This is a genomic window from Paracerasibacillus soli (assembly GCF_042432965.1).
Classification (GTDB): domain Bacteria; phylum Bacillota; class Bacilli; order Bacillales; family Amphibacillaceae; genus Paracerasibacillus; species Paracerasibacillus soli.
In genome coordinates, this window is the sequence record NZ_JBHLWL010000010.1 from 142,030 (window position 1) to 161,706 (window position 19,677).

Annotated in this window: 21 protein-coding genes and 2 other annotated features; of the genes, 4 read left to right on the forward strand and 17 right to left on the reverse strand. The window is 35.2% G+C overall.

The window, feature by feature from the left end:
• Nucleotides 1–9 precede the first annotated feature (9 nt).
• From ACFFIS_RS03380 to ACFFIS_RS03445, 14 genes are all read right to left on the reverse strand, one after another.
• Nucleotides 10–513, reverse strand: coding sequence for a Spo0B domain-containing protein (locus ACFFIS_RS03380; RefSeq protein WP_390186152.1), 504 nt, complete (start codon nt 511–513; stop codon nt 10–12).
• Nucleotides 514–620: 107 nt separating this feature from the next.
• Nucleotides 621–911 carry a 50S ribosomal protein L27 gene (gene rpmA, locus ACFFIS_RS03385; RefSeq protein WP_320379815.1) on the reverse strand — a complete coding sequence of 97 codons (291 nt, stop codon included), beginning with the start codon at nt 909–911 and terminating at the stop codon, nt 621–623.
• A complete protein-coding gene (locus ACFFIS_RS03390) occupies nt 898–1,254 on the reverse strand; it encodes a ribosomal-processing cysteine protease Prp (protein ID WP_390186154.1) in 357 nt (118 codons plus the stop codon). The genes rpmA and ACFFIS_RS03390 overlap by 14 nt, the downstream gene beginning before the upstream one ends.
• 75 nt (nt 1,255–1,329) lie before the next feature.
• A complete protein-coding gene (gene rplU / locus ACFFIS_RS03395) occupies nt 1,330–1,638 on the reverse strand; it encodes a 50S ribosomal protein L21 (RefSeq protein ID WP_320379299.1) in 309 nt (102 codons plus the stop codon).
• A 16-nt stretch (nt 1,639–1,654) separates the two neighbouring features.
• Nucleotides 1,655–1,726: a sequence feature (ribosomal protein L21 leader region), on the reverse strand.
• A 111-nt stretch (nt 1,727–1,837) separates the two neighbouring features.
• Nucleotides 1,838–2,701: a M50 family metallopeptidase gene (locus tag ACFFIS_RS03400; protein ID WP_320379300.1), complete on the reverse strand. Its 864-nt coding sequence runs from the start codon at nt 2,699–2,701 to the stop codon at nt 1,838–1,840.
• A complete protein-coding gene (locus ACFFIS_RS03405; protein ID WP_390186155.1) occupies nt 2,688–3,461 on the reverse strand; it encodes a peptidoglycan DD-metalloendopeptidase family protein in 774 nt (257 codons plus the stop codon). Before ACFFIS_RS03405 ends, ACFFIS_RS03400 begins: the two co-directional genes overlap by 14 nt.
• Nucleotides 3,462–3,677: 216 nt before the next feature.
• Nucleotides 3,678–4,475: a septum site-determining protein MinD gene (minD, locus tag ACFFIS_RS03410; RefSeq protein WP_320379302.1), complete on the reverse strand. Its 798-nt coding sequence runs from the start codon at nt 4,473–4,475 to the stop codon at nt 3,678–3,680.
• Nucleotides 4,468–5,154 (reverse strand): septum site-determining protein MinC, encoded by a 687-nt coding sequence (minC, locus tag ACFFIS_RS03415; protein WP_320379303.1) that lies wholly within the window; start codon nt 5,152–5,154, stop codon nt 4,468–4,470. The genes minD and minC overlap by 8 nt, the downstream gene beginning before the upstream one ends.
• Before the next feature lie 43 nt (nt 5,155–5,197).
• Nucleotides 5,198–5,737: a rod shape-determining protein MreD gene (mreD, locus tag ACFFIS_RS03420; RefSeq protein ID WP_390186157.1), complete on the reverse strand. Its 540-nt coding sequence runs from the start codon at nt 5,735–5,737 to the stop codon at nt 5,198–5,200.
• On the reverse strand, nt 5,734–6,612 hold the full coding sequence (mreC, locus tag ACFFIS_RS03425; protein ID WP_320379305.1) for a rod shape-determining protein MreC: 879 nt from the start codon (nt 6,610–6,612) through the stop codon (nt 5,734–5,736). Before mreC ends, mreD begins: the two co-directional genes overlap by 4 nt.
• Before the next feature lie 14 nt (nt 6,613–6,626).
• Complete coding sequence (locus tag ACFFIS_RS03430) at nt 6,627–7,667, reverse strand: rod shape-determining protein (protein ID WP_390186159.1); 1,041 nt, start codon at nt 7,665–7,667, stop codon at nt 6,627–6,629.
• A gap of 277 nt (nt 7,668–7,944) precedes the next feature.
• Nucleotides 7,945–8,634: a RadC family protein gene (gene radC, locus ACFFIS_RS03435; RefSeq protein WP_390186160.1), complete on the reverse strand. Its 690-nt coding sequence runs from the start codon at nt 8,632–8,634 to the stop codon at nt 7,945–7,947.
• Nucleotides 8,635–8,793: 159 nt separating this feature from the next.
• Complete coding sequence (locus ACFFIS_RS03440; protein ID WP_390186161.1) at nt 8,794–9,684, reverse strand: hypothetical protein; 891 nt, start codon at nt 9,682–9,684, stop codon at nt 8,794–8,796.
• Nucleotides 9,685–9,781: 97 nt separating this feature from the next.
• Complete coding sequence (locus tag ACFFIS_RS03445) at nt 9,782–11,107, reverse strand: bifunctional folylpolyglutamate synthase/dihydrofolate synthase (RefSeq protein ID WP_390186164.1); 1,326 nt, start codon at nt 11,105–11,107, stop codon at nt 9,782–9,784.
• A gap of 66 nt (nt 11,108–11,173) precedes the next feature.
• Between ACFFIS_RS03445 and ACFFIS_RS03450 the strand changes: the two genes are divergently transcribed.
• Together ACFFIS_RS03450 and ACFFIS_RS03455 are read left to right on the forward strand one after the other, a co-directional pair.
• Entirely contained in the window at nt 11,174–12,067 is an 894-nt protein-coding gene (locus ACFFIS_RS03450) for an ATP-grasp domain-containing protein (RefSeq protein ID WP_390186166.1), read from the forward strand.
• Between the two features lie 13 nt (nt 12,068–12,080).
• Nucleotides 12,081–12,938, forward strand: coding sequence for an ATP-grasp domain-containing protein (locus ACFFIS_RS03455; RefSeq protein WP_320379309.1), 858 nt, complete (start codon nt 12,081–12,083; stop codon nt 12,936–12,938).
• A 355-nt stretch (nt 12,939–13,293) separates the two neighbouring features.
• Here the strand turns inward: ACFFIS_RS03455 and ACFFIS_RS03460 are convergent, their stop codons facing one another.
• Complete coding sequence (locus tag ACFFIS_RS03460; protein ID WP_390186168.1) at nt 13,294–15,936, reverse strand: valine--tRNA ligase; 2,643 nt, start codon at nt 15,934–15,936, stop codon at nt 13,294–13,296.
• A 134-nt stretch (nt 15,937–16,070) separates the two neighbouring features.
• Nucleotides 16,071–16,316 (reverse strand) — a binding site (T-box leader).
• A 116-nt stretch (nt 16,317–16,432) separates the two neighbouring features.
• On the opposite strand from ACFFIS_RS03460, the gene ACFFIS_RS03465 reads away from it, so the two are divergent.
• On the forward strand, nt 16,433–16,621 hold the full coding sequence (locus tag ACFFIS_RS03465; RefSeq protein WP_512700590.1) for a YszA family small membrane protein: 189 nt from the start codon (nt 16,433–16,435) through the stop codon (nt 16,619–16,621).
• Between the two features lie 20 nt (nt 16,622–16,641).
• Here the strand turns inward: ACFFIS_RS03465 and ACFFIS_RS03470 are convergent, their stop codons facing one another.
• Both ACFFIS_RS03470 and spoVID read right to left on the reverse strand, forming a co-directional pair.
• Nucleotides 16,642–17,655 carry a hypothetical protein gene (locus ACFFIS_RS03470; RefSeq protein ID WP_390186170.1) on the reverse strand — a complete coding sequence of 338 codons (1,014 nt, stop codon included), beginning with the start codon at nt 17,653–17,655 and terminating at the stop codon, nt 16,642–16,644.
• Nucleotides 17,656–17,831: 176 nt separating this feature from the next.
• Nucleotides 17,832–18,971, reverse strand: coding sequence for a stage VI sporulation protein D (gene spoVID, locus ACFFIS_RS03475; protein WP_390186172.1), 1,140 nt, complete (start codon nt 18,969–18,971; stop codon nt 17,832–17,834).
• A gap of 196 nt (nt 18,972–19,167) precedes the next feature.
• On the opposite strand from spoVID, the gene ACFFIS_RS03480 reads away from it, so the two are divergent.
• On the forward strand, nt 19,168–19,650 hold the full coding sequence (locus tag ACFFIS_RS03480) for a LiaI-LiaF-like domain-containing protein (RefSeq protein WP_390186175.1): 483 nt from the start codon (nt 19,168–19,170) through the stop codon (nt 19,648–19,650).
• Nucleotides 19,651–19,677 lie beyond the last annotated feature (27 nt).

Below are 19,677 nucleotides of genomic sequence, written 5' to 3' on the forward strand. Positions count from 1 at the left end.
TTCACCTCATTAAGGGATATAAAAATAATATTTATTTATTTTCGTACTCTCCCAACCGCTTTGTTGCAAAACAGATTGGAAAGATGTATAGTCCTTTAAATTTCCCACCACACATATGGAAACCTTTACTTGATCATCTTTCGAACCTTCCATTAATATTTTTCCTGTATATAGTTCAGTAGTATCCCCAAATTCCTCTATTGCTTTCACCAATTGTTGGAAGCGTGTCAACAGCAATTGGTCATAATGCAAAAGATTTTTTTGATATAGGTCAATGACATACTCCATTCGAATGTTTTGATGCCAATTTAGCTGCATCAACCATAGCGTAAAACTTGGGGTATTTAGTTGAAATAACTTTCTTTCTTCTATGTACATTTGAACAAGATTATCAATCTTTTGCTGTACCTTTTCTGATTGCCCCATGGTAGCGTATCCTTGCATGATTTGTAATTGATTCATCAAATCATGCCGAAAGCCTTGAACTAAGCGTAGAACATCATTTGAATCCAATCTACTCCCCTCCCACTTCTGAAGAAAAGTATAACAGAAATAAAAAAACCTAACCATTGATACGGTTAGGCTTTCTGTATAAATGTATATAACATCACGTATGATAATTACGCTTCTAACGCTAATGGGTATACACTAACTTTTTTACGATCACGGCCAAAGCGTTCAAATTTTACAACACCGTCCACTTTCGCAAATAATGTATCGTCACCACCGCGACCTACATTTTCACCTGGGTAAATTTTAGTACCACGTTGGCGATATAAAATAGAACCACCTGTTACAAATTGACCATCAGCACGTTTAGCACCTAAACGTTTCGCTTCTGAATCACGACCGTTTCTAGTACTACCAACACCTTTTTTTGATGCAAAAAACTGTAAATCAAGACGTAGCATGTCCGGCACCTCCTTCTTTTACTTTTACGTTTATAAACTGGGCATAGTCCCGTTCAATTGTTTGTAACGCAATAAGCATACCCGCTAGTAATGTGTCTGCTTTTTCCTTTTGATCATGATGCAACGTATACGGTACTTTAACATATAAATACCCACCATCTGTCCCTTGCTTGATTTCTAGGTCTATTTCACATAATGCGATAACAGCATTCACCGTCCCAAATGAAACGGCAGAAACGCCTGCACAAACAAGGTCATAACCATAAGGACCACTATCAGCATGACCAGAGAGTTCAAATGCTTCTATAAAATTATCCTTTTTGTATATCGTAACTTGAATCATATTATATTCCTTTTACTCCATACAGAAGTCGCTTTCTCATAGAGGAAGTAATGATTTCCTCTTTTAAACACGTACTTATAGACTAATTTTTTCTACAACCAATTTTGTATAAGGCTGACGATGGCCTTGTTTACGGCTGTAGTTCTTCTTAGGCTTATATTTGAAAACTGTAATTTTCTTTTGACGTCCTTGTTTTTCAACTTTAGCTGTAACAGTAGCACCTTCAACATATGGAGCACCTACTTTTACATCTTCGCCGCCAACAAACAATACTTTATCAAAAGTTACTGTTTCCTCAGGATTAGCAGAAAGTTTTTCAATATAAATTTCTTGTCCTTCTGCTACTTTAATTTGTTTACCGCCTGTTTCAATAATTGCATACATGGATATTGCACCTCCCTAATTAACTAAGACTCGCCATTAAGGTATCTAAATAGATTTAAAAACCTTTTCTGTGCGGTTGTAGCACTGGTGCTACAAATAACGTTAATATCTTACCATGTTTTCACGTTTTCTGTCAAGTACATCTTTTGGTTTCATTATGAAGATAGCTTCTTATGAATAATATTTTTACACAATACTATTATAAAGAACCCATCGCAATATCACCAATAGTTTTTTTATACTTTTTTTCATAGAAAAAGCCCCGTAAACATTCCGCTTCATCCACGATTAGTCGCTCTCGATTCGGAAATGTAACATAAATGGAATGCTTTTTATCTCGCTGCAATAAATATAAAACTTCTTGTAAAGATTGCGTATGATGGACAACAATGGGGCGCATCGATCTAACTTCTGAGTTCCCCTCACTTCGCTTCATTAAAAACCGCATAAAAACGTATGTTCTTCGTTTCCATTCTAGGCGATTCTCCATGATTAGAAAAGCAAAAATTAAAAATGTCGCAAGTGTAAATGGAAGAATAAATAATTGCACTATCATTACACCTAGGCAAAGACAAAGAGATAAAATAATTGTCCAGTGATGGGCCTTGCGAAATGGCATATAAAAAGCCAAAATATAAAATAATAGCTTTCCACCATCTAATGGCCAAATAGGGAGCAAATTAAACAATAGGATGACTGTATTAAAAAACATTAGCTGCTCTACGATTATTTCTGGTAGAAATCCAAATGTAGACATGAATAAACCAAATATATATATGAAAATATGTTGGAACGGTCCGGCAATCGTTACAATAAGATCTTCGTATAAAGGTCTATTCCCATGTTCTTCGGTTTCCATTACACCCCCAAATATCCATAACATGACACGATTAATACGCCAATTATATATCTTCGCCGCTATATAATGACCCATTTCATGAACCATTACGATTACTAAAATGATGAACAATTGGATAAAGGTACCGGTCACAAATGAAATAAATATAAATATAAAAACAATAGGGTGTATATAAAAGGGCGCAAAAAAATCACGGATTGTCATCAACTTTAATCACCTGTATAGGATCAATATACTCGTTATTTTTTTCAATTGAAAAGTAGACCATTTCTTCTTCGTCAGTTGGTGAAAATTCACCTAGTTTATGATTTACTTGAACGGCTTGGTAAAGGTGCACATCAATTTCACTTAAATATCCATAGGTTGATTTACTCCCATCGACGTGTTGTACGATTACTGTATTCTTCGTATCTTTCTTTTTACCGGCAAAAACTACAACACCTTCATGTAATGCTGTAACATTTGTTAATTCGTCCGTTGAAATAAGAATACCCTTTCCATTTGCCTGGAAACTTTGTGCAATATCTCCATTAACAGGTAGTGCAATATCCACATTTTCATTTTCCTTCATAAATGGTGGTGACAAGGCAAGCGGGTCACCAAAAGTTTCTTGATACCAATGATTAACTTTTGCAAAGGGGAAATCTTCCTCTAAGGCATAACTTGTCCAGTTTTTTATTTTATTAAATTTACTAGAGTCTGTTTGCCATATAAATGCTGTAATCAAAAATAAGATAACTGCTAAAACTCCTTTTAGAACAAAACCCGATATGTTCATATGCTTACTTTGCAAGTTTTCATCCACATTTGCAGGCATCATTGGATAATAACCATGCCGTTCCTCTTCTTGGGGGATACTTGGCATGATTGCCTTTGTAGTAACGTTTCGTTTGCCTAATGTTTCACGTTTTTGTTCTTTTCTTTTCGAAATTGATTTTCGAACTTGTTCAATCCCCTTATTCATCTGCTCTCTCATTCCTTTTATCATCTATAGTACAAGTCTTTGTATATCGTATGATAAATAGTTTCAAGATATGATTGAACTTCATTATTAATCCATTCAAAAGGTACTGCTTTGAATAAAATAATGATTTAAATACGATGCAAGCTATCTTTATATGAAAGCATACAAAAAAAACAAGATGACATGACATACATCAGTTCATCTTGTTCCCCAAATTTATGATCTTAGGCCAAAAAACGATTTTACTTTTCTAAATATACCGGTTTCCGTTTCTAAAGATTGTAATGGCACATTTTCTCCAAGAATTCTACGCGCAATATTTCGATAAGCAATAGCTGACTTGGGTTTAGATTGTAGAGCAACTGGCTCGCCATTATTCGCTGCTTTTATTACTTCATCATCATCAATGACAATACCAATTAGATCTATCGATAAAACTTGCATGATTTCATCAATATCTAGCATGTCTCCATTTTTCATCATATGATTTCGTATTCGATTAATAATTAGGCTTGGAGCTTCCATTTCTTCCTTTTCTAACAAACCTATTATTCTATCAGCATCCCGTACACTTGACTTTTCCGGGGTCGTTACAACAATCGCACGATCAGCTCCTGCAATAGCATTACGAAATCCTTGTTCGATACCAGCAGGGCAATCAATAATAATATAATCATATTCTGTCTTTAATTCCGTAATAATTTTTTTCATTCCTTCAGTTGTTACAGCGGATTTATCACTAGTTTGTGCCGCTGGTAATAGAGATAAATAATCAAAACGTTTATCCTTCACTAGCGCTTGCTTTAATTTACATCGTTCTTCAATAACATCTACAATGTCGTAAATAATACGGTTTTCAAGCCCCATCACAACATCTAGATTACGAAGTCCAATATCTGTATCAATTAAACATACCTTTTGATCCATAAGCGCTAAAGCAGTTCCAATATTCGCCGATGTCGTTGTTTTTCCAACACCGCCTTTCCCAGATGTAATGACTATTGCCTCACCCATTTAGCATTCTCCTTTCAAATCCACTTAAGCTACTTCTTTTTCGTGCAAGTGTTTGTAATCTTTCAATCGTAATTTTATCATCATTTTGATCAATATAACCGCATTCCATATAAATACCATCTGATTCATAATCAGGTGCACGACTAATGTAGTTAGCAATTCGAAGTTGCGTTGGTTTCATGTAGGATGCGGCTATGACGGCATCGTGATTCCCGTCTACACCGGCATGTGCAATACCATATAAGCCGCCCATTATATAAATGTTACCAGTAGTCATAATCATACCACCAGGATTTACATCTCCAATTAACAAAATGTCTCCTGTAGCCTCCAGTACTTGTCCAGACCTTACCATTCTAGTAAATACTTTCATTTCACTTTCTTCCAACCAAGATTGTGCTTCATCTCTATGCACAACATTAGTATGAAAGGTCTGTACAGAAAACTGGTTACCTCGTTCTATAATTTCTTTTAACTGATCTCTTTGATCATCTATAAGATAACGATTGCCAAGTTCTATACGAACTGGAACTACAGGACTCTCATCCTGAGGATTTAATTCAATCTTTTCGCGTAGTTCTTCTAATACTTCAGAAAAAGAACAGCTATCGTCTACCATCATCGTTAATCCATCTCTTGTTCCTTTTATCGTGATTAACTGACTTTTTTCGAGTACCATACGTTCACCTCATCACTTACACGCCATCATTTTTTATGTTTACTTACATAGTAGGACCACGATTGTACTTTTCATTACTCCATCTTTTTATTCGCTTCATCACCAATGGATAAAAGAGAAAAAGGAAAAGAAGGTTTGCAACAATTGTCGGAAACAAACGGTGTACCACATAATCTTGCCAAGATATTTGTATAATCCCCATCACATAATAAATGGACTCAATTGAGATATCCACTATCGCTACACCTAAAATAACAAATAACATGGTGGAAAAGAAATTAACCTGCAAAAAGCGCGATACGCCATGAATTAAATAAATTGTAACGGCATAGGTAAACATATATACACCTAATATACCTGTATATACCGTATCTATTAAAAAGCCAAAAATGGCCGCAAATACGACAGCATGATGCGTTTCTTGCTTGTCGTAAAAAAGTGCAATGATAATCAACCAAACAAGTACCCAATGCGGCACAATTAAGAACGATCCGATTAACCATTTATTAGGTAATATTTCTAGTGCTACTCCTTCTAGAATTAATAAGAGGAATAAAATAAGCGTTATATATAGGCGCTTCACTTTTTATCCTCCCCACTCGTATCTTCATCAGGGTTTGGTAAAGTACGCGCTACTACTATGACATGATTCATTTCATACATATTTGCAGCAGGCTCTACTAATGCTGTTTTTGTCAGACTATATTGATCAGGTATAACATCTTTTACAGTTCCGATGGGCAGACCTGACGGAAAGACCCCACCTAGTCCTGAAGAAAAAACCATATCACCTTTTTTTAATTCCTTATCAGATTCCTCGATAATTCGAAAAAGTAAGGAGTGCGTCTTTTTGTCATATTCCTCAATAAGGCCAAAAGTGTCTTTGGCATCTTCTCTAGGTATTGTAGCTGATATACGATTAAACTGATCAAAACCCGTTAACAACTGCACAGTAGACGTAAAATCACTCGTACTTTGTATTTTCCCAATCATACCTTCAGCAGTAATAACAGCCATATTAGGTTTCACACCATTTTTTTTACCTTTATTGATGGTTACCTGATCAATCCATCTTTCGGGCGATCGGGCAATTACCGTCGCCTGAATCGGATTATAATCACGAATAGAGTCTGTTTTGTCTATTATCTTTTGTAATTCATCATTATCTTTTTTTAATTCTTGTGCTTCATAAATTAAACTTTTATATTCTGCAAGTTTTTCCTTCAGTATTTGATTTTCATCATAAGTGTTACGCATATCATCAATGTTATAAAAGAAATCTGCCACATATTTAATAGGTTTATGTATGACAGATTGAACCCAACCAACCGTATCATTAATAAACCTTTCCGGTAGCGATAATTCTTTACGATCCTTTAATGAAAAACCAATAAGGGTGACAAATAAAATCACACCTATTAATAAAATAAATAATCTTTTCTTTCTTAAAAATTGCATATAAGAACACCTACTTATTCAACAGTTGGACGAGATGAAACATTCGGGTGTGAACGAAAATGTTGAATGTATTCTAAAGATTTTCCTGTTCCGACCGCGACACAATCTAATGGGTCCTCCGCTATAAAAACTGGAATCTTTGTCTCATCGCTTATGACTTGTTCAAGATTTTTTAATAATGCTCCACCACCCGACAGGACAATTCCTCGGTCCATAATATCAGCAGCCAATTCAGGTGGGGTTTTTTCTAAAGTTGACTTCACAGCATTTACAATAGCATAAACCGATTCTTGCAATGCTGTTGCAATTTCTTTAGCTGTTATCGTAATGGTTTCTGGTAAACCAGATAGGAGATCTCGCCCACGAATCTCGACTTCCTCATCTGTTGTAACGTTGCCTGCAGATCCAATCTCAAATTTTATTGATTCCGCAGAACGTTCCCCTATCATGAGGTTATGATTTTTTCGGATATATTGAATAATCGCTTCATCCATATTATCTCCCGCTGTGCGGATAGATTGGCTTGTAACAATGCCTCCTAAAGAAATAACAGCTACTTCCGTTGTTCCACCACCAATATCTACAATCATACTACCGGTCGGCTCCCAAACTGGTAGGCCTGCTCCAATTGCGGCCGCAAATGGTTCGGCAATAGGGAATGCGTCTTTCGCACCTGCTTGCTTTGTTGCATCAATGACTGCTCTTTCTTCCACCATCGTAATGCCGGATGGCACGCAAATCATCACGCTTGGTTTCCCAGCAAAAAAAGATCGCTTTCGCATTGCTCTTTTCAAGTAATATTTCATCATGATAGCTGTAGTATCATAATCAGCAATAACACCGTCACGCATCGGACGTACGACAGAAATATTACCCGGTGTTCTTCCAATCATATTTTTAGCTGTTCCACCAACGGCCTCTATTTCACCAGTTTCAATATTTTTAGCCACAACTGATGGTTCACGCATTACAACACCTTTTCCTTTGACAAAAACAAGTGTATTAGCTGTACCTAAATCTATCCCTAAATCTTGTGTAAAGTTAAACAATCCCAATTATATTCTCCCTTTCCATGTACCTCTCTCTACAAACCCATTGATTGATTATCTTATATGTAGCATAACTATTACGATTTATTTTATGTAGAATCAAAAAAAATAGCATTTTCGCATGGGATTAATTAGATAAAGCAATCACACGTATGTATTCTCTATTTAAAATAACCGTAAAAGTACCAAATTTTAAGAAGCGCCACATTTCACTCGATTGAAATTGGCGCTATTTTTAGTCCGTCTATTCAATTATACGAAAAAAGTAATAAAATTGATAGTACTATAAATACCCTTTTTCTTTTAATGATACAAATTTACGATCACCAATGATTAAATGATCTAGTAATTCAATTCCAATCATTTTTCCGGATTCAGCTAACCTTCTTGTCACATGTATATCTTCTTGTGATGGCGTGGGGTCGCCAGAGGGGTGATTATGTGCAACGATAATAGATGCAGCGGAACGTTTTATTGCCTCTCGGTACACTTCTCTAGGGTGCACGATTGAAGCGTTTAAACTACCAATAAAAATTGTTTGGCGATGGATAATTTGATTTTTCGTATTTAGAAAAATTGCCACAAAATGTTCTTGTTTTAATGTACGCATTTCCTCCATTACATAATCAGCACCATCTTCTGGTGAACGAATCACATATTGTTCATCTGGCTTGAACTTATTTAACCTCTTACCTAGTTCCAATGCAGCCAATATGACTACTCCCTTAGCATCTCCTATTCCTTTAATTGCTGTTAACTCTTCAATTGTAGCATCTTTTAGTAGCTTAAGACCTTCAAAATGCATGAGCACCCGAGTTGCGATCGTTGTAACAGATTCATCCCGTGTGCCGCTCCCTAACAGTATGGCAATCAGCTCTTGATTCGATAAATGCTCAGCACCTAAATTTAATAACCTTTCACGAGGACGGTCTTGTTTTGGCACATCTTTTATTTTAATAGTCGAAACAGGCATATGCGCTCCTCCTTTTTGCCTTTAAGCATAACGAAGGAACGTATGAACGGCAAATTGCCAAAATACGAAATTAGGCGGTGTATTCATTTGAAATTCTTCATTCCTTCTAAGTAAAAGAAGAAAGTATATTATCTTTAATTGGTAATTTCAGCTATTACATCATTCTTTTAATGATTGTTCATAATACTTTGCCATATATAATAATAGTTGTTGTTTATTCTTCAAATTTCCCAGTTCTAGTTGTTTAAGCAATGGTTCCATTCCTTGCACAATGAAGTCCGTACGATTAGATGGTGAGTCCCCTATTAGTTTTTTCAACTGTTCTTCATAGGAGTCATCTTCTTGTTTTAACATCTGTTGCCATAAAGTGTGAAATTTCGTATACCATGTATGCTCCGCTTTTGATAATTCTATTGTAATTTCGTCCACTTGTAATGGTTTCACAAATGTTTCAAATGATTCATCTTGCATACTTTTTACTAATGTCTTCGCTTGTTGTTCTGTTTCTGCCAACCCTACAAATAAGAAATACTGACCTTCACGTTCCCACACCACTCCTGCATGTCCAACTTTCAGGAATTGTTCGGCCCCTGACTCTGCATTTACTTGTTCAGAAAAAAGTCCACCTTGCAGCACAAACATTTGCAACGGTTGAAGCGTATACTTTTCTTTTGCCCCTCGTTGCTTATCTTCAGCATCTGATTCCATATCGCCACTAGTAGAATTGTATTGATTTGAATATTGGGGTTCAGATGTTTGTTGATTGTCAAGATTACTAAACATCTTTAACATAATAATACCAAATAACGATCCAATTATAATAGCTGAAATAGAAGCAACGAAAAACTTTTTGATCATAACAGGTACATCACGCCGCTTTTTCTCTTTATTATATTGGAAATCTGTATAATTCCGGTAAAAAGATGGTATTTCTTCTTCACTTCTCTGTTGATTCTCTATACTTTCAAGGGCCGCTGCGTGCTCCCTGCTCGTATGGTCTTTTTGCGTATGCTCATTTAACTTCACTACGATGGATCGTTTTTCTTTCATCTCTTCCCCTCACTTTACTAGATTCCTATGTTTTATAATCTAGCATATAAGCGATAAAAAGTAAGGGGAATTTTGTCGGTGTCCCTTTGACAATTTTCTACATTTTATTTACTTTTCGTAAATAAGTACGAACAAGTGAAATGAAATGAAATGATCCGGTTATAAAGATTTGATCATGTGCTGGGTATGTACAAATTTGTTTCAACGCTTCTTGCCAATTTTCTAGAACGACTATATGGTTGCTTTCTAGTAGTGCAGCTAAGTCTTTCGCACGAATTGCTCGCGGGTGTTGAAACGACGTTGCTGTTATGGTCGAAAAAAATGGTTCGCACATATGAAGCATATTTTGTAAATCTTTGTCTTTGAACCCAGCAAATATTAAATGCCGCTTTCTACCACGAGGTAAATAATTTAAGGCTTCCAAAAATGAAGCTATCCCTGCTGGATTATGTGCGCTATCTACCACAATATATGGATTTCTTTTTACTAACTCAAATCTACCAGGAATAACAGTTTTTTCAATAGCAGATAGAGCTTGAGGCATTTTAATTGCATAACCTTGTTGTATCAATAACACAATCGCTTGTATAGCTAATGATACATTATCAATTTGGTGTTCTCCCGCCATCGGAATCGAAACATCAAACATAGCAGTTTCACTTTTCCAGACAAATTGTTGAAGAAAATCCCGCCGTTTCAAATTTTGTGGTTTGAAACTTTCATCTATGCGGTATATTGCTGAATTTTTCCTCTTAGCTTCCCCATTTACAACACTCCAAGCTTCAGGATCAATACGGCCAACAATAACGGGTACATGCTCTTTTATAATACCCGCTTTATGATAGGCTATCTCTTTAGTCGTATCCCCTAAAAAAGCTTGATGATCAAGTGCTACATTCGTAATAATGGATACAGCAGGATGTATACAATTCGTCGTATCAAACCGCCCCCCCATACCCGCTTCAATAATTGCAATGTCCACTTCTTTTGCAAAATAACAAAAAGCTAATACGGTTAAAATCTCAAATTCCGTAACATGCATATCCATTTCATCTAATCGCTTAATATTTGGGTATAACTCATTCATGATATGTATAAAGGTACCTTCTGAAATAGGTTTATCATTTTTTAAAATATGTCCAGTTAAACCAGTAATACTTGGAGATGTAAATACACCCACTTGAAAGTTATTTGCAAGTAATGCATGATTTATGTAGGATAACGTCGAACCTTTTCCGTTTGTTCCAGCAATGTGAATGGCTGTTATTTGTTTTTCGGGATGGCCCTGTAAGGCAAGTAACTGATATATTCTTTCCAATCCAGGTTTAATTCCATATTTTTTTCTGGCTTCAAAAAATTGTTGAATTTCATCAAACTGACTAAACATTGCGCTCACCATCATTTCTTGAATTGTACAAAACATTACATAACATTTTATAATAGTTAAGTATAACAGATAACAAATTGATAATGGAAAGGATAATAGACATTGGCTCTTACTGGATGGATTATTTACAATGGCAGTTTAAACAGCGACAAATTTATTGACTATGCAACAATGCTACAAGAAGCAGCCCATAGACAAAACAGCCAAACAATTATATTAAAAAACAACGAGGTACTACCAATTTTAAAGCACCAACAAATGGAATTATTTCATGAACAAAAGCTATTACCTGACTATGTTATTTTTATTGATAAAGACATTTATTTGGCCAATCAACTTGAGTTACTAGGAATTCCTGTCTTTAACAAAGCTAGAACAATTTCGATTAGTGATGACAAAATTTTAACCTATCAAATATTAGCCAAACAACATATACCAATGCCTAAAACAATAATAGCTCCTTTATCTTTTTTTAAAATGAATCCAGATACATTTTATCAGCTTGATAACATCATTTTACAATTAGGTTTACCTTTAATCGTAAAAGAGGCATTTGGCTCATTTGGTGAACAAGTGTATTTAGCACATACAAAAGAAGAATTACGTGAAATCATACAAAACATTCACGGTCAAGCATTCATGTTTCAGGAGTTTATCACAACGAGCTATGGGAAAGACTTGCGTTTACAAGTTGTTAACAATCAAGTCGTCGCTGCTATGAAACGGACATCACAACATGATTTTCGTGCTAACATAACGTCAGGAGGTAGAATGGAACCGTACATTCCGACGCAAACGGAAATAGATTTAGCTGTCGCAAGTTCCCTAGCAATCGGCGCTGATTTTTCAGGTGTCGATTTATTATTCGGAGAAAACGGTCAAACTTTAGTTTGTGAAATTAACTCTAATGCACATATTCGTAATCTATATGATTGTACAGGTATTAATGCAGCAGACAATATGATAAAACACGTACTAACTAAACTAAGTAAGTAAATTGGAGGAAGATATGACGCGAACGGGTTGGCTTATTTATAGTTTAAAAGATGCGAAAACCAATCAAACATTTATTGATTGGTTTATAGAAGAAGCAGAAAAGCAAAACATAGATTTAACGTTAATCATTCGGGAATATTTACAAATTGGAATCGTGGACAATAAACGTACAATCCTATATGAACATCAGTCCATTCATGAACCCGACATTGCAATCGTACGAACGATTGAGCCATTACTAAATGAAGTGTTAGAGGACTTCGGTATTGCTGTTTTTAACTCCGCTTATATTTCGCGTATTTGTAATGATAAAGCATTAACTCATATAGAAGTAAACAAACTAGAAATTCCTATGGTTGATACACTGTTTTTGCGAACCTACAATGTACACGAGATACCCCCGATTCCTTATCCATTTATTGTGAAATCAACAGATGGACATGGAGGAAAGAATGTAAAACTAATACAACATACTCGTGATTGGGATATTTATTTGAATTCAAAACCAACAGGAAATATCATCATCCAAACATGTGATGTACAATTTGGAAAGGATATTCGCGTTTTTGTCGTGGGGAAGGAAATTATCGGTGCCGTTTTGCGACAAAGTGATAAAGATTTCAGAGCAAATTTTACGCTTGGTGGCACTGCAACATGGTATAATTTATCGCAATCTGAACGTAAAATTGTACAAACGATTATCAATCACTTTGATTTTGGAATGGTTGGCATTGATTTTCTAATCGATAAACAAAATAACATACTATTTAACGAAATAGAAGATGTTGTTGGTTCAAGAACATTAAGTAAAGTTTCAGATATCAATTTACTAGAACATTATGTAACTTGGATTTTACGAAGTTTGAAATAAAATGAAATATCCCGCTAACATAACAAACATTAGTCCAATGAATTGGACTAATGTTTGTTATGAGCCTTTTTATAATCTATTTATTTTATGATCTAAATATTATATTCGTTATTGATACAGTATCCTTACCTCAATCTCCAAATAAGTTTATTCATAGTAATCGAAACAGCACCAATCCATAATGAACGAAAAAAAGGCCGGGACATAAAGATCTGACCCCCCTCGTACAACTAATATAACTAGTAAAAAAACTCACCGTTTTTTTAATACTAGCTGTAGTAGTCGAGGGGCCTGACACTTTGATTTTGTCCCAGCCTCTTACTTGTAACAAAATTTTTATCTTTAGTGCTTTTTACTAACCCTTTAATTCCATTAAGCGCGCTTTTACTTTTGCTTGTTTATCCAAGTAATCCTTTTCTTTTTCCCGTTCTTCTTCAACAACTTGTTCTGGTGCTTTATTGATAAACCCTTGATTTGATAATTTTTTCTGAACACGTTCTACTTCTTTTGTCCATTTCTCTAATTCCTTTTCTAGACGGCTAATTTCTTTATCGAAGTCAATTAATCCTTCCAATGGTAAAAATAGTTCTGCACCAGTTACAACTGCTGACATCGCTTTATCCGGTGCTGTAATTGTTGACGCAATAACTAACTCACTCGGATTTGCAAAACGTTCTAAATAGTGACGTTCAGCTTCAAGTTCATGCACAATTTCTTCACTTTCTGCTTGAATAAGTAATGTAATTTGTTTCGACATTGGTGTATCTACCTCAGCACGAATGTTACGGACCGCTTTAATAATGGCAACGAGTCGCTTCATTTCGGCAGCTGCTTGCTCATCATGAAATACTTCGTTTACTTCAGGCCACTTTGCAATCGTAATAGAATCTCCTTGATGAGGAAGCTTTTGCCATATTTCCTCCGTGATAAAAGGCATATATGGATGTAACATACGCATCGTCATATCAAGTACATGTGCCAGTACAGAGCGAGTCGTTTGTTTTTGGGAATCATCCTCACCATACAATGGAATTTTTGCCATTTCAATATACCAGTCACAAAAGTCATCCCAAATAAAGTTATACAAATAACGACCGGCTTCACCAAACTCGTATTTATCGTTATTACGCGTTACTTGTTCAATTGTTTCATTTAAGCGGGTTAAAATCCACTTATCTGCAAGTGATAAATTACCCGTTAAATCGATATCCTCGTACGTGAATCCTTCCATGTTCATTAAACAGAAGCGCGATGCATTCCAGATTTTATTAGCAAAATTCCAAGTCGATTCAACTCTTTCCCAATTAAAGCGTAAATCTTGACCGGGAGTTGTACCAGTTAATAAGAAATAACGTAATGAATCTGCTCCATATTTTTCAATGACATCCATTGGATCGACGCCATTACCCAGTGACTTACTCATTTTTCGCCCTTCCGCATCACGAATTAAACCATGAATGAGCACATCTTTAAATGGACGTTGACCTGTAAATTCATTCGACTGGAATATCATCCGGGCTACCCAAAAGAAAATGATATCATATCCAGTAACTAAAACATCTGTTGGAAAATAACGTTTGAAATCTTCAGCATCTTCATCCGGCCAGCCCATCGTGGAAAACGGCCACAAAGCAGAAGAAAACCATGTGTCTAACACATCTTCATCTTGATTCCAATTTTCAAGATCTTCCGGTGCTTCTATTCCAACGTATATCTCGCCTGTTTCTTTATGATACCAAGCTGGAATGCGATGTCCCCACCATAATTGACGGGAAATACACCAATCACGAATATTTTCCATCCAATTGAAATATGTCTTTTCAAATCGTTCTGGTACAAAATTAACTTTTTCATTTTCGTTCTCTTGTAAAGCTAATGCTTCTTTTGCTAATGGATCCATTTTAACAAACCATTGTGTGGACAAATAAGGCTCTACAACTGCACCACTTCGTTCAGAGTGACCCACTTGATGGACATGTTCTTCGATTTCAAATAAAACCCCCATGTCTTGTAGGTCTTTTACAATTTTTTTACGGCATTCGAACCGATCCAACCCTTCATACTTACCGGCATTTTCATTCATTGTTCCGTCCTCATTCATCACAAGAACACGTTCTAATTGATGACGATTGCCAATTTCAAAGTCATTTGGGTCATGTGCTGGTGTAATTTTTACAGCCCCTGATCCAAATTCCATATCAACATAATCATCTGCAACAATTTCTATCTCTCTACCTACAATTGGTAAAATAACTGTTTTACCAATTAAATGTTGATAGCGTTCATCTTGAGGATGTACAGCAACAGCAGTATCCCCTAGCATTGTTTCTGGACGAGTAGTTGCAATTTCAATCGTTTCTTTACTATCCTTAATTGGATATTTCATATGATAAAAATGACCATTCACTTCTTCATAAATAACTTCAATATCTGATAGTGCTGTTTTCGTTTTCGGATCCCAGTTAATAATGTATTCTCCACGGTAGATTAATCCTTTTTCGTAAAGCTTCACAAATACTTCTCTAACTGCAACAGATAATCCTTCATCGAGGGTAAATCGCTCACGTGAATAATCTAAACCTAGTCCGACCTTTTCCCATTGACTGCGGATAAAATCAGCATATTCTTCTTTCCATTCCCAAACCTTTTCAACAAATTTTGAACGCCCTAATTCATATCGGTTCGTACCTTGTTCCCTTAGTTTTGCTTCTACTTTTGCTTGTGTAGCAATCCCAGCATGGTCCATACCTGGTAACCATAGAACATCGTATCCCTGCATTCTTTTCATACGAGAAATCGTATCCTGCATGGTCGTATCCCACGCATGTCCTAAATGCAGTTTTCCAGTAACATTTGGTGGCGGAATAACAATCGTAAATGGTTCTTTCTTCTTGTCACCAGTTGCTTCAAAATACTTCCCATCTAACCAAAATTGATAGCGGCCTGCTTCGACATCATTTGGGTTATATTTCGATGGTAATGATCCTTTTTCTTCCATCTCATTTCCTCCTTTAAAAATGCTTGCTTGTTTGTTGTTAGGAACATGCCTTTATTAAGCATATTAGACCTTTGCCTACGAAATAATTTGTACTTTCATACTGAGAAATATAAAAAACCTTTCCATCCTTCTATAAAAAGGACGAAAAGGCTATTTTCCGCGGTACCACCTTTGTTCACAAGTGAAACACTTGAACACTTAAATATATCGGTATTTATCCGGCATTCTTCTAATTCAAGTTTGGATGTTCATAGCAAACTTATTTCAAAGAAGCTGCATTAAGGACGACTTCTAAATCATGTACCTAGGAAACTCTCAGCATATATTTCCCTCTCTGAAAGGCCATCAGATTTGTACTACTCCCTATCATTTGCATTTTATATATTTAATTATTTTAGCTGTTTATTTCTACAGTATGCACAAATATGTGTCTATTAATCATATCATATTAAATAATAACAAAAAAGTGAAGCATTTTGCAAAAAGGAGGATGATGATGGCTAGATATTATCGATACCGCCTTCCTCCATGGGCGAGACATTGTTTAATTGTAATTGAAAGTGTCACTTTACCAATCATGATTTTTCAACTTATACGCACTTTATTCTTTCCAACAACACTTGATGTACTTCTACTCGGTCTACTTGTAGGGCTATTTATTGCTTTTCAACTAAAATGGATTTAAAAGTTTGATGTATATCCATTTTAAGTTTCTTCTTTACTTTCTAAGTCTATGCGGTAAATATACGTTTCTTTCACAAAATCAGTCCATTCTAAACCAAAACGTAAGTTTCGAAATGCTTGTTGTAATTTTTGAATGAAACCGATCATATCGGTTTCATTCCCCTTTTCGACATAAGCCAAAACTGTTTCTATATACTTTTGTGGATTTAAAAGATAAATTGAAAGCAGATGTAGTTCTTCACGCCTTAGCTCATTTTCCTCCATATAAGCATGAAATGTTTCAAATATGGACGTAGTTTCTATATCGTATCGATTTGCTTGCTCTGTTAAATAATAATGCAAATCAGATATCGGATTATCATTACGGACATGCTCCCAATTTATCACCCAAAAATATTCTCGATAGAACAGATACTCCTGTTCTAACTTTCCATGGCATAAAGATGTTCGCCATGCATCCATTTCACATTCTAAAAATTCATCAACTGCTCGTTCCAAATTCTTAAACACATATTCCAAATAATGAAATTGTGAACAAACTAATAATTCAAATGGCGACATATAAGGATGATGCTCAAATCTCTCTACCATTGACAAAAGTTTTTTGTAGTCTGTTTGGCATTGGATTTTATAACTTGTAAATGAACTTTTTATTTTATCAACAGAAAATGTATGTTTTTGCATTGTTTTATGATGAAATTGACCGATACTACGGAAAAAGGCGGTATAAAAATCTTGCTGTCGATGGTGCTCTTCTTGTTCTATCCATGGTGCTATATAATAAAATTCATTGTCTAATTCCGCATAAAGCTTTTCTGCTACTGTTAAATAAACTGGCAAAACTAATGGGAGTCTTTCATAGTAAGCAACATGATAAAAGTTCTCTAAATTTTTAACTGTTTGCTCCGTTAAGTTACTTCGTTTTAAGGCATATACTTGTTGTCCCACCTTGATTTTATAAACGCGATCTGTAACTTGCTCTATTGTGTCCGGACGTATGCTATACTGTTCTAGAACATGCCAGATTTTCTCCATATCACGCCCTCCTCACATATTATCTTTAGGTCATTTACAAAACAATACGAGTATAACTTGTGTTCAAAGACCCTTCCACTTTATTTCACATACCAACACACATTCATATTTCTAACAATACATAAGTTAACCCCTTGCAATGCAATCAAGGGGTACGAAAAGGTATAATAGTTCCTTTATTTATTCTCTCTTTTCTTCTTTACTGGAATATTTAATAATTGTCCGATAACAACATCCTCATCTTGCATATGATTTCGCTTCATAATGTGCATGGTAGTTGTCTCATATCGTTCAGCAATTCTCTCCAAAGTATCGTTTTCTTGAACGATACAAAGGCGCATTTTCGTGTATGTCTCTTCATGATTCCGAATCATATCTGATAAATAACTTAAATCAGCAACCTCTACTTCTCTATCATCATAGTTGTCGTCATACGCTTCATATTCATCATATTCAACTGTTTCCAATCCATCATCATCATTCTCTGTATCATCATAATCGTCATAATCATCTTGATCAATATCTGATGAATGTGGACTCTCGACAGTTTCTTCAGATGAATCCGTTCCAAAGAATTCCGCTAATGTTTGTGTTTTCTTTTTCTTCCACCGCTCCGGGTCTTCCTCTTCCTCAGTAGAATCGTTTTGAACATCGTTTTTCTCTTCTACATGTGCTTCCGGTTCAGATTCTCGAACAATTTCTTTTTCTTCCTCTTTCTTTTTCTTGATTTCAAATTCAAATGTATCCGTAAGTTCACCCTGTTCTTGTAATACTTGTGCTTCGTTTACATCGTCATCTGCTTGTTCCACCTCAAGTACTTCGTCATGTTCAACCACTCTTTCTACAATTTCTTTTTCCTTCATTCTTTGTTTGTTTGGATCTGCTTCATTTGAAATACCATGGATTTCAACAGTCGATTTCACAATTAATCGTTCTGTGTGAGGTAATTCATAATCAAATGTTGTAATATTTACTGTCACATCTTCTAAATTAGCAACCCGATAAGCTGGTACTGATATCTCTACTGGAAAGCGATGTGAAAATTGTGCAAATGTATCATTAATTTTTTCTACCTTTTCGATATATCTTTTAGATTGAAATTCTTGAAAAGAAGATTCTTCTGCTTCTTGATTTTGAACAGGTACATATTGGCCTTGTAAACTAATTACACCTCGAATAGAAATGTAATCATGAAAAGATTGAATGGATATTTCTGGATCCAGTGAAATACTAACAATCTCGGCCACTTCCTGTTCCCTTTCAAAATACAAAGACTCTTCCAAGTCAAAACTAAAAACAGATTGATCGTTAAACAATATTTATCACCCCTTCTATAAAACTAAATCTACACGAAAGTCATAATTATCTATATGAATCAGAATGAGGGGATATGCTTTTACAGTGAATTTCTCTATCATAAAAACAAAAGCTTTTCTCTTTCATGAAAGATGAAACTATATGTTACGATAAACGTATTAAATAGTAAGATATCAATTTGGGGGAGAATACAAAGTGAAAAAGCCTTATAGATTTTCAGGATATTTATTAATAGGGATAGGAACATTCTTTTTACTTAGACAGTTTAAAATACCAATCATCACAGATTTTTATTCGTGGACTACTTTACTCATTATTATTGGCCTTGTATTTTTAATACATAGTATAAAAACAAAGGACTATGATCAAATTTTCCCAGGCGTGCTATTGATAGGATTAGGTGTCCATTTTCATGGACTTGAACATTATTCATTTTGGATTGATCATTGGGCTGCTTATCCTTTAATCGTTGGGATTGCATTATTTCTTCGCGCACTAAAAACGAAACGAGGTTTTTTCATTAGTATTATTTTAATTGGCATTTCTTTACTAATGATTTTCACAATTCAAATTCCCGAATGGTTTCAATGGATTTACACTGTTCTTGGATTTTTAGAGCAGTACTGGCCAATTGTTTTAATCTTGATTGGTGCATATATCTTAATCAAAAGAAAATAAGAAAGCAAAAAGAGGCTGAGACATAAG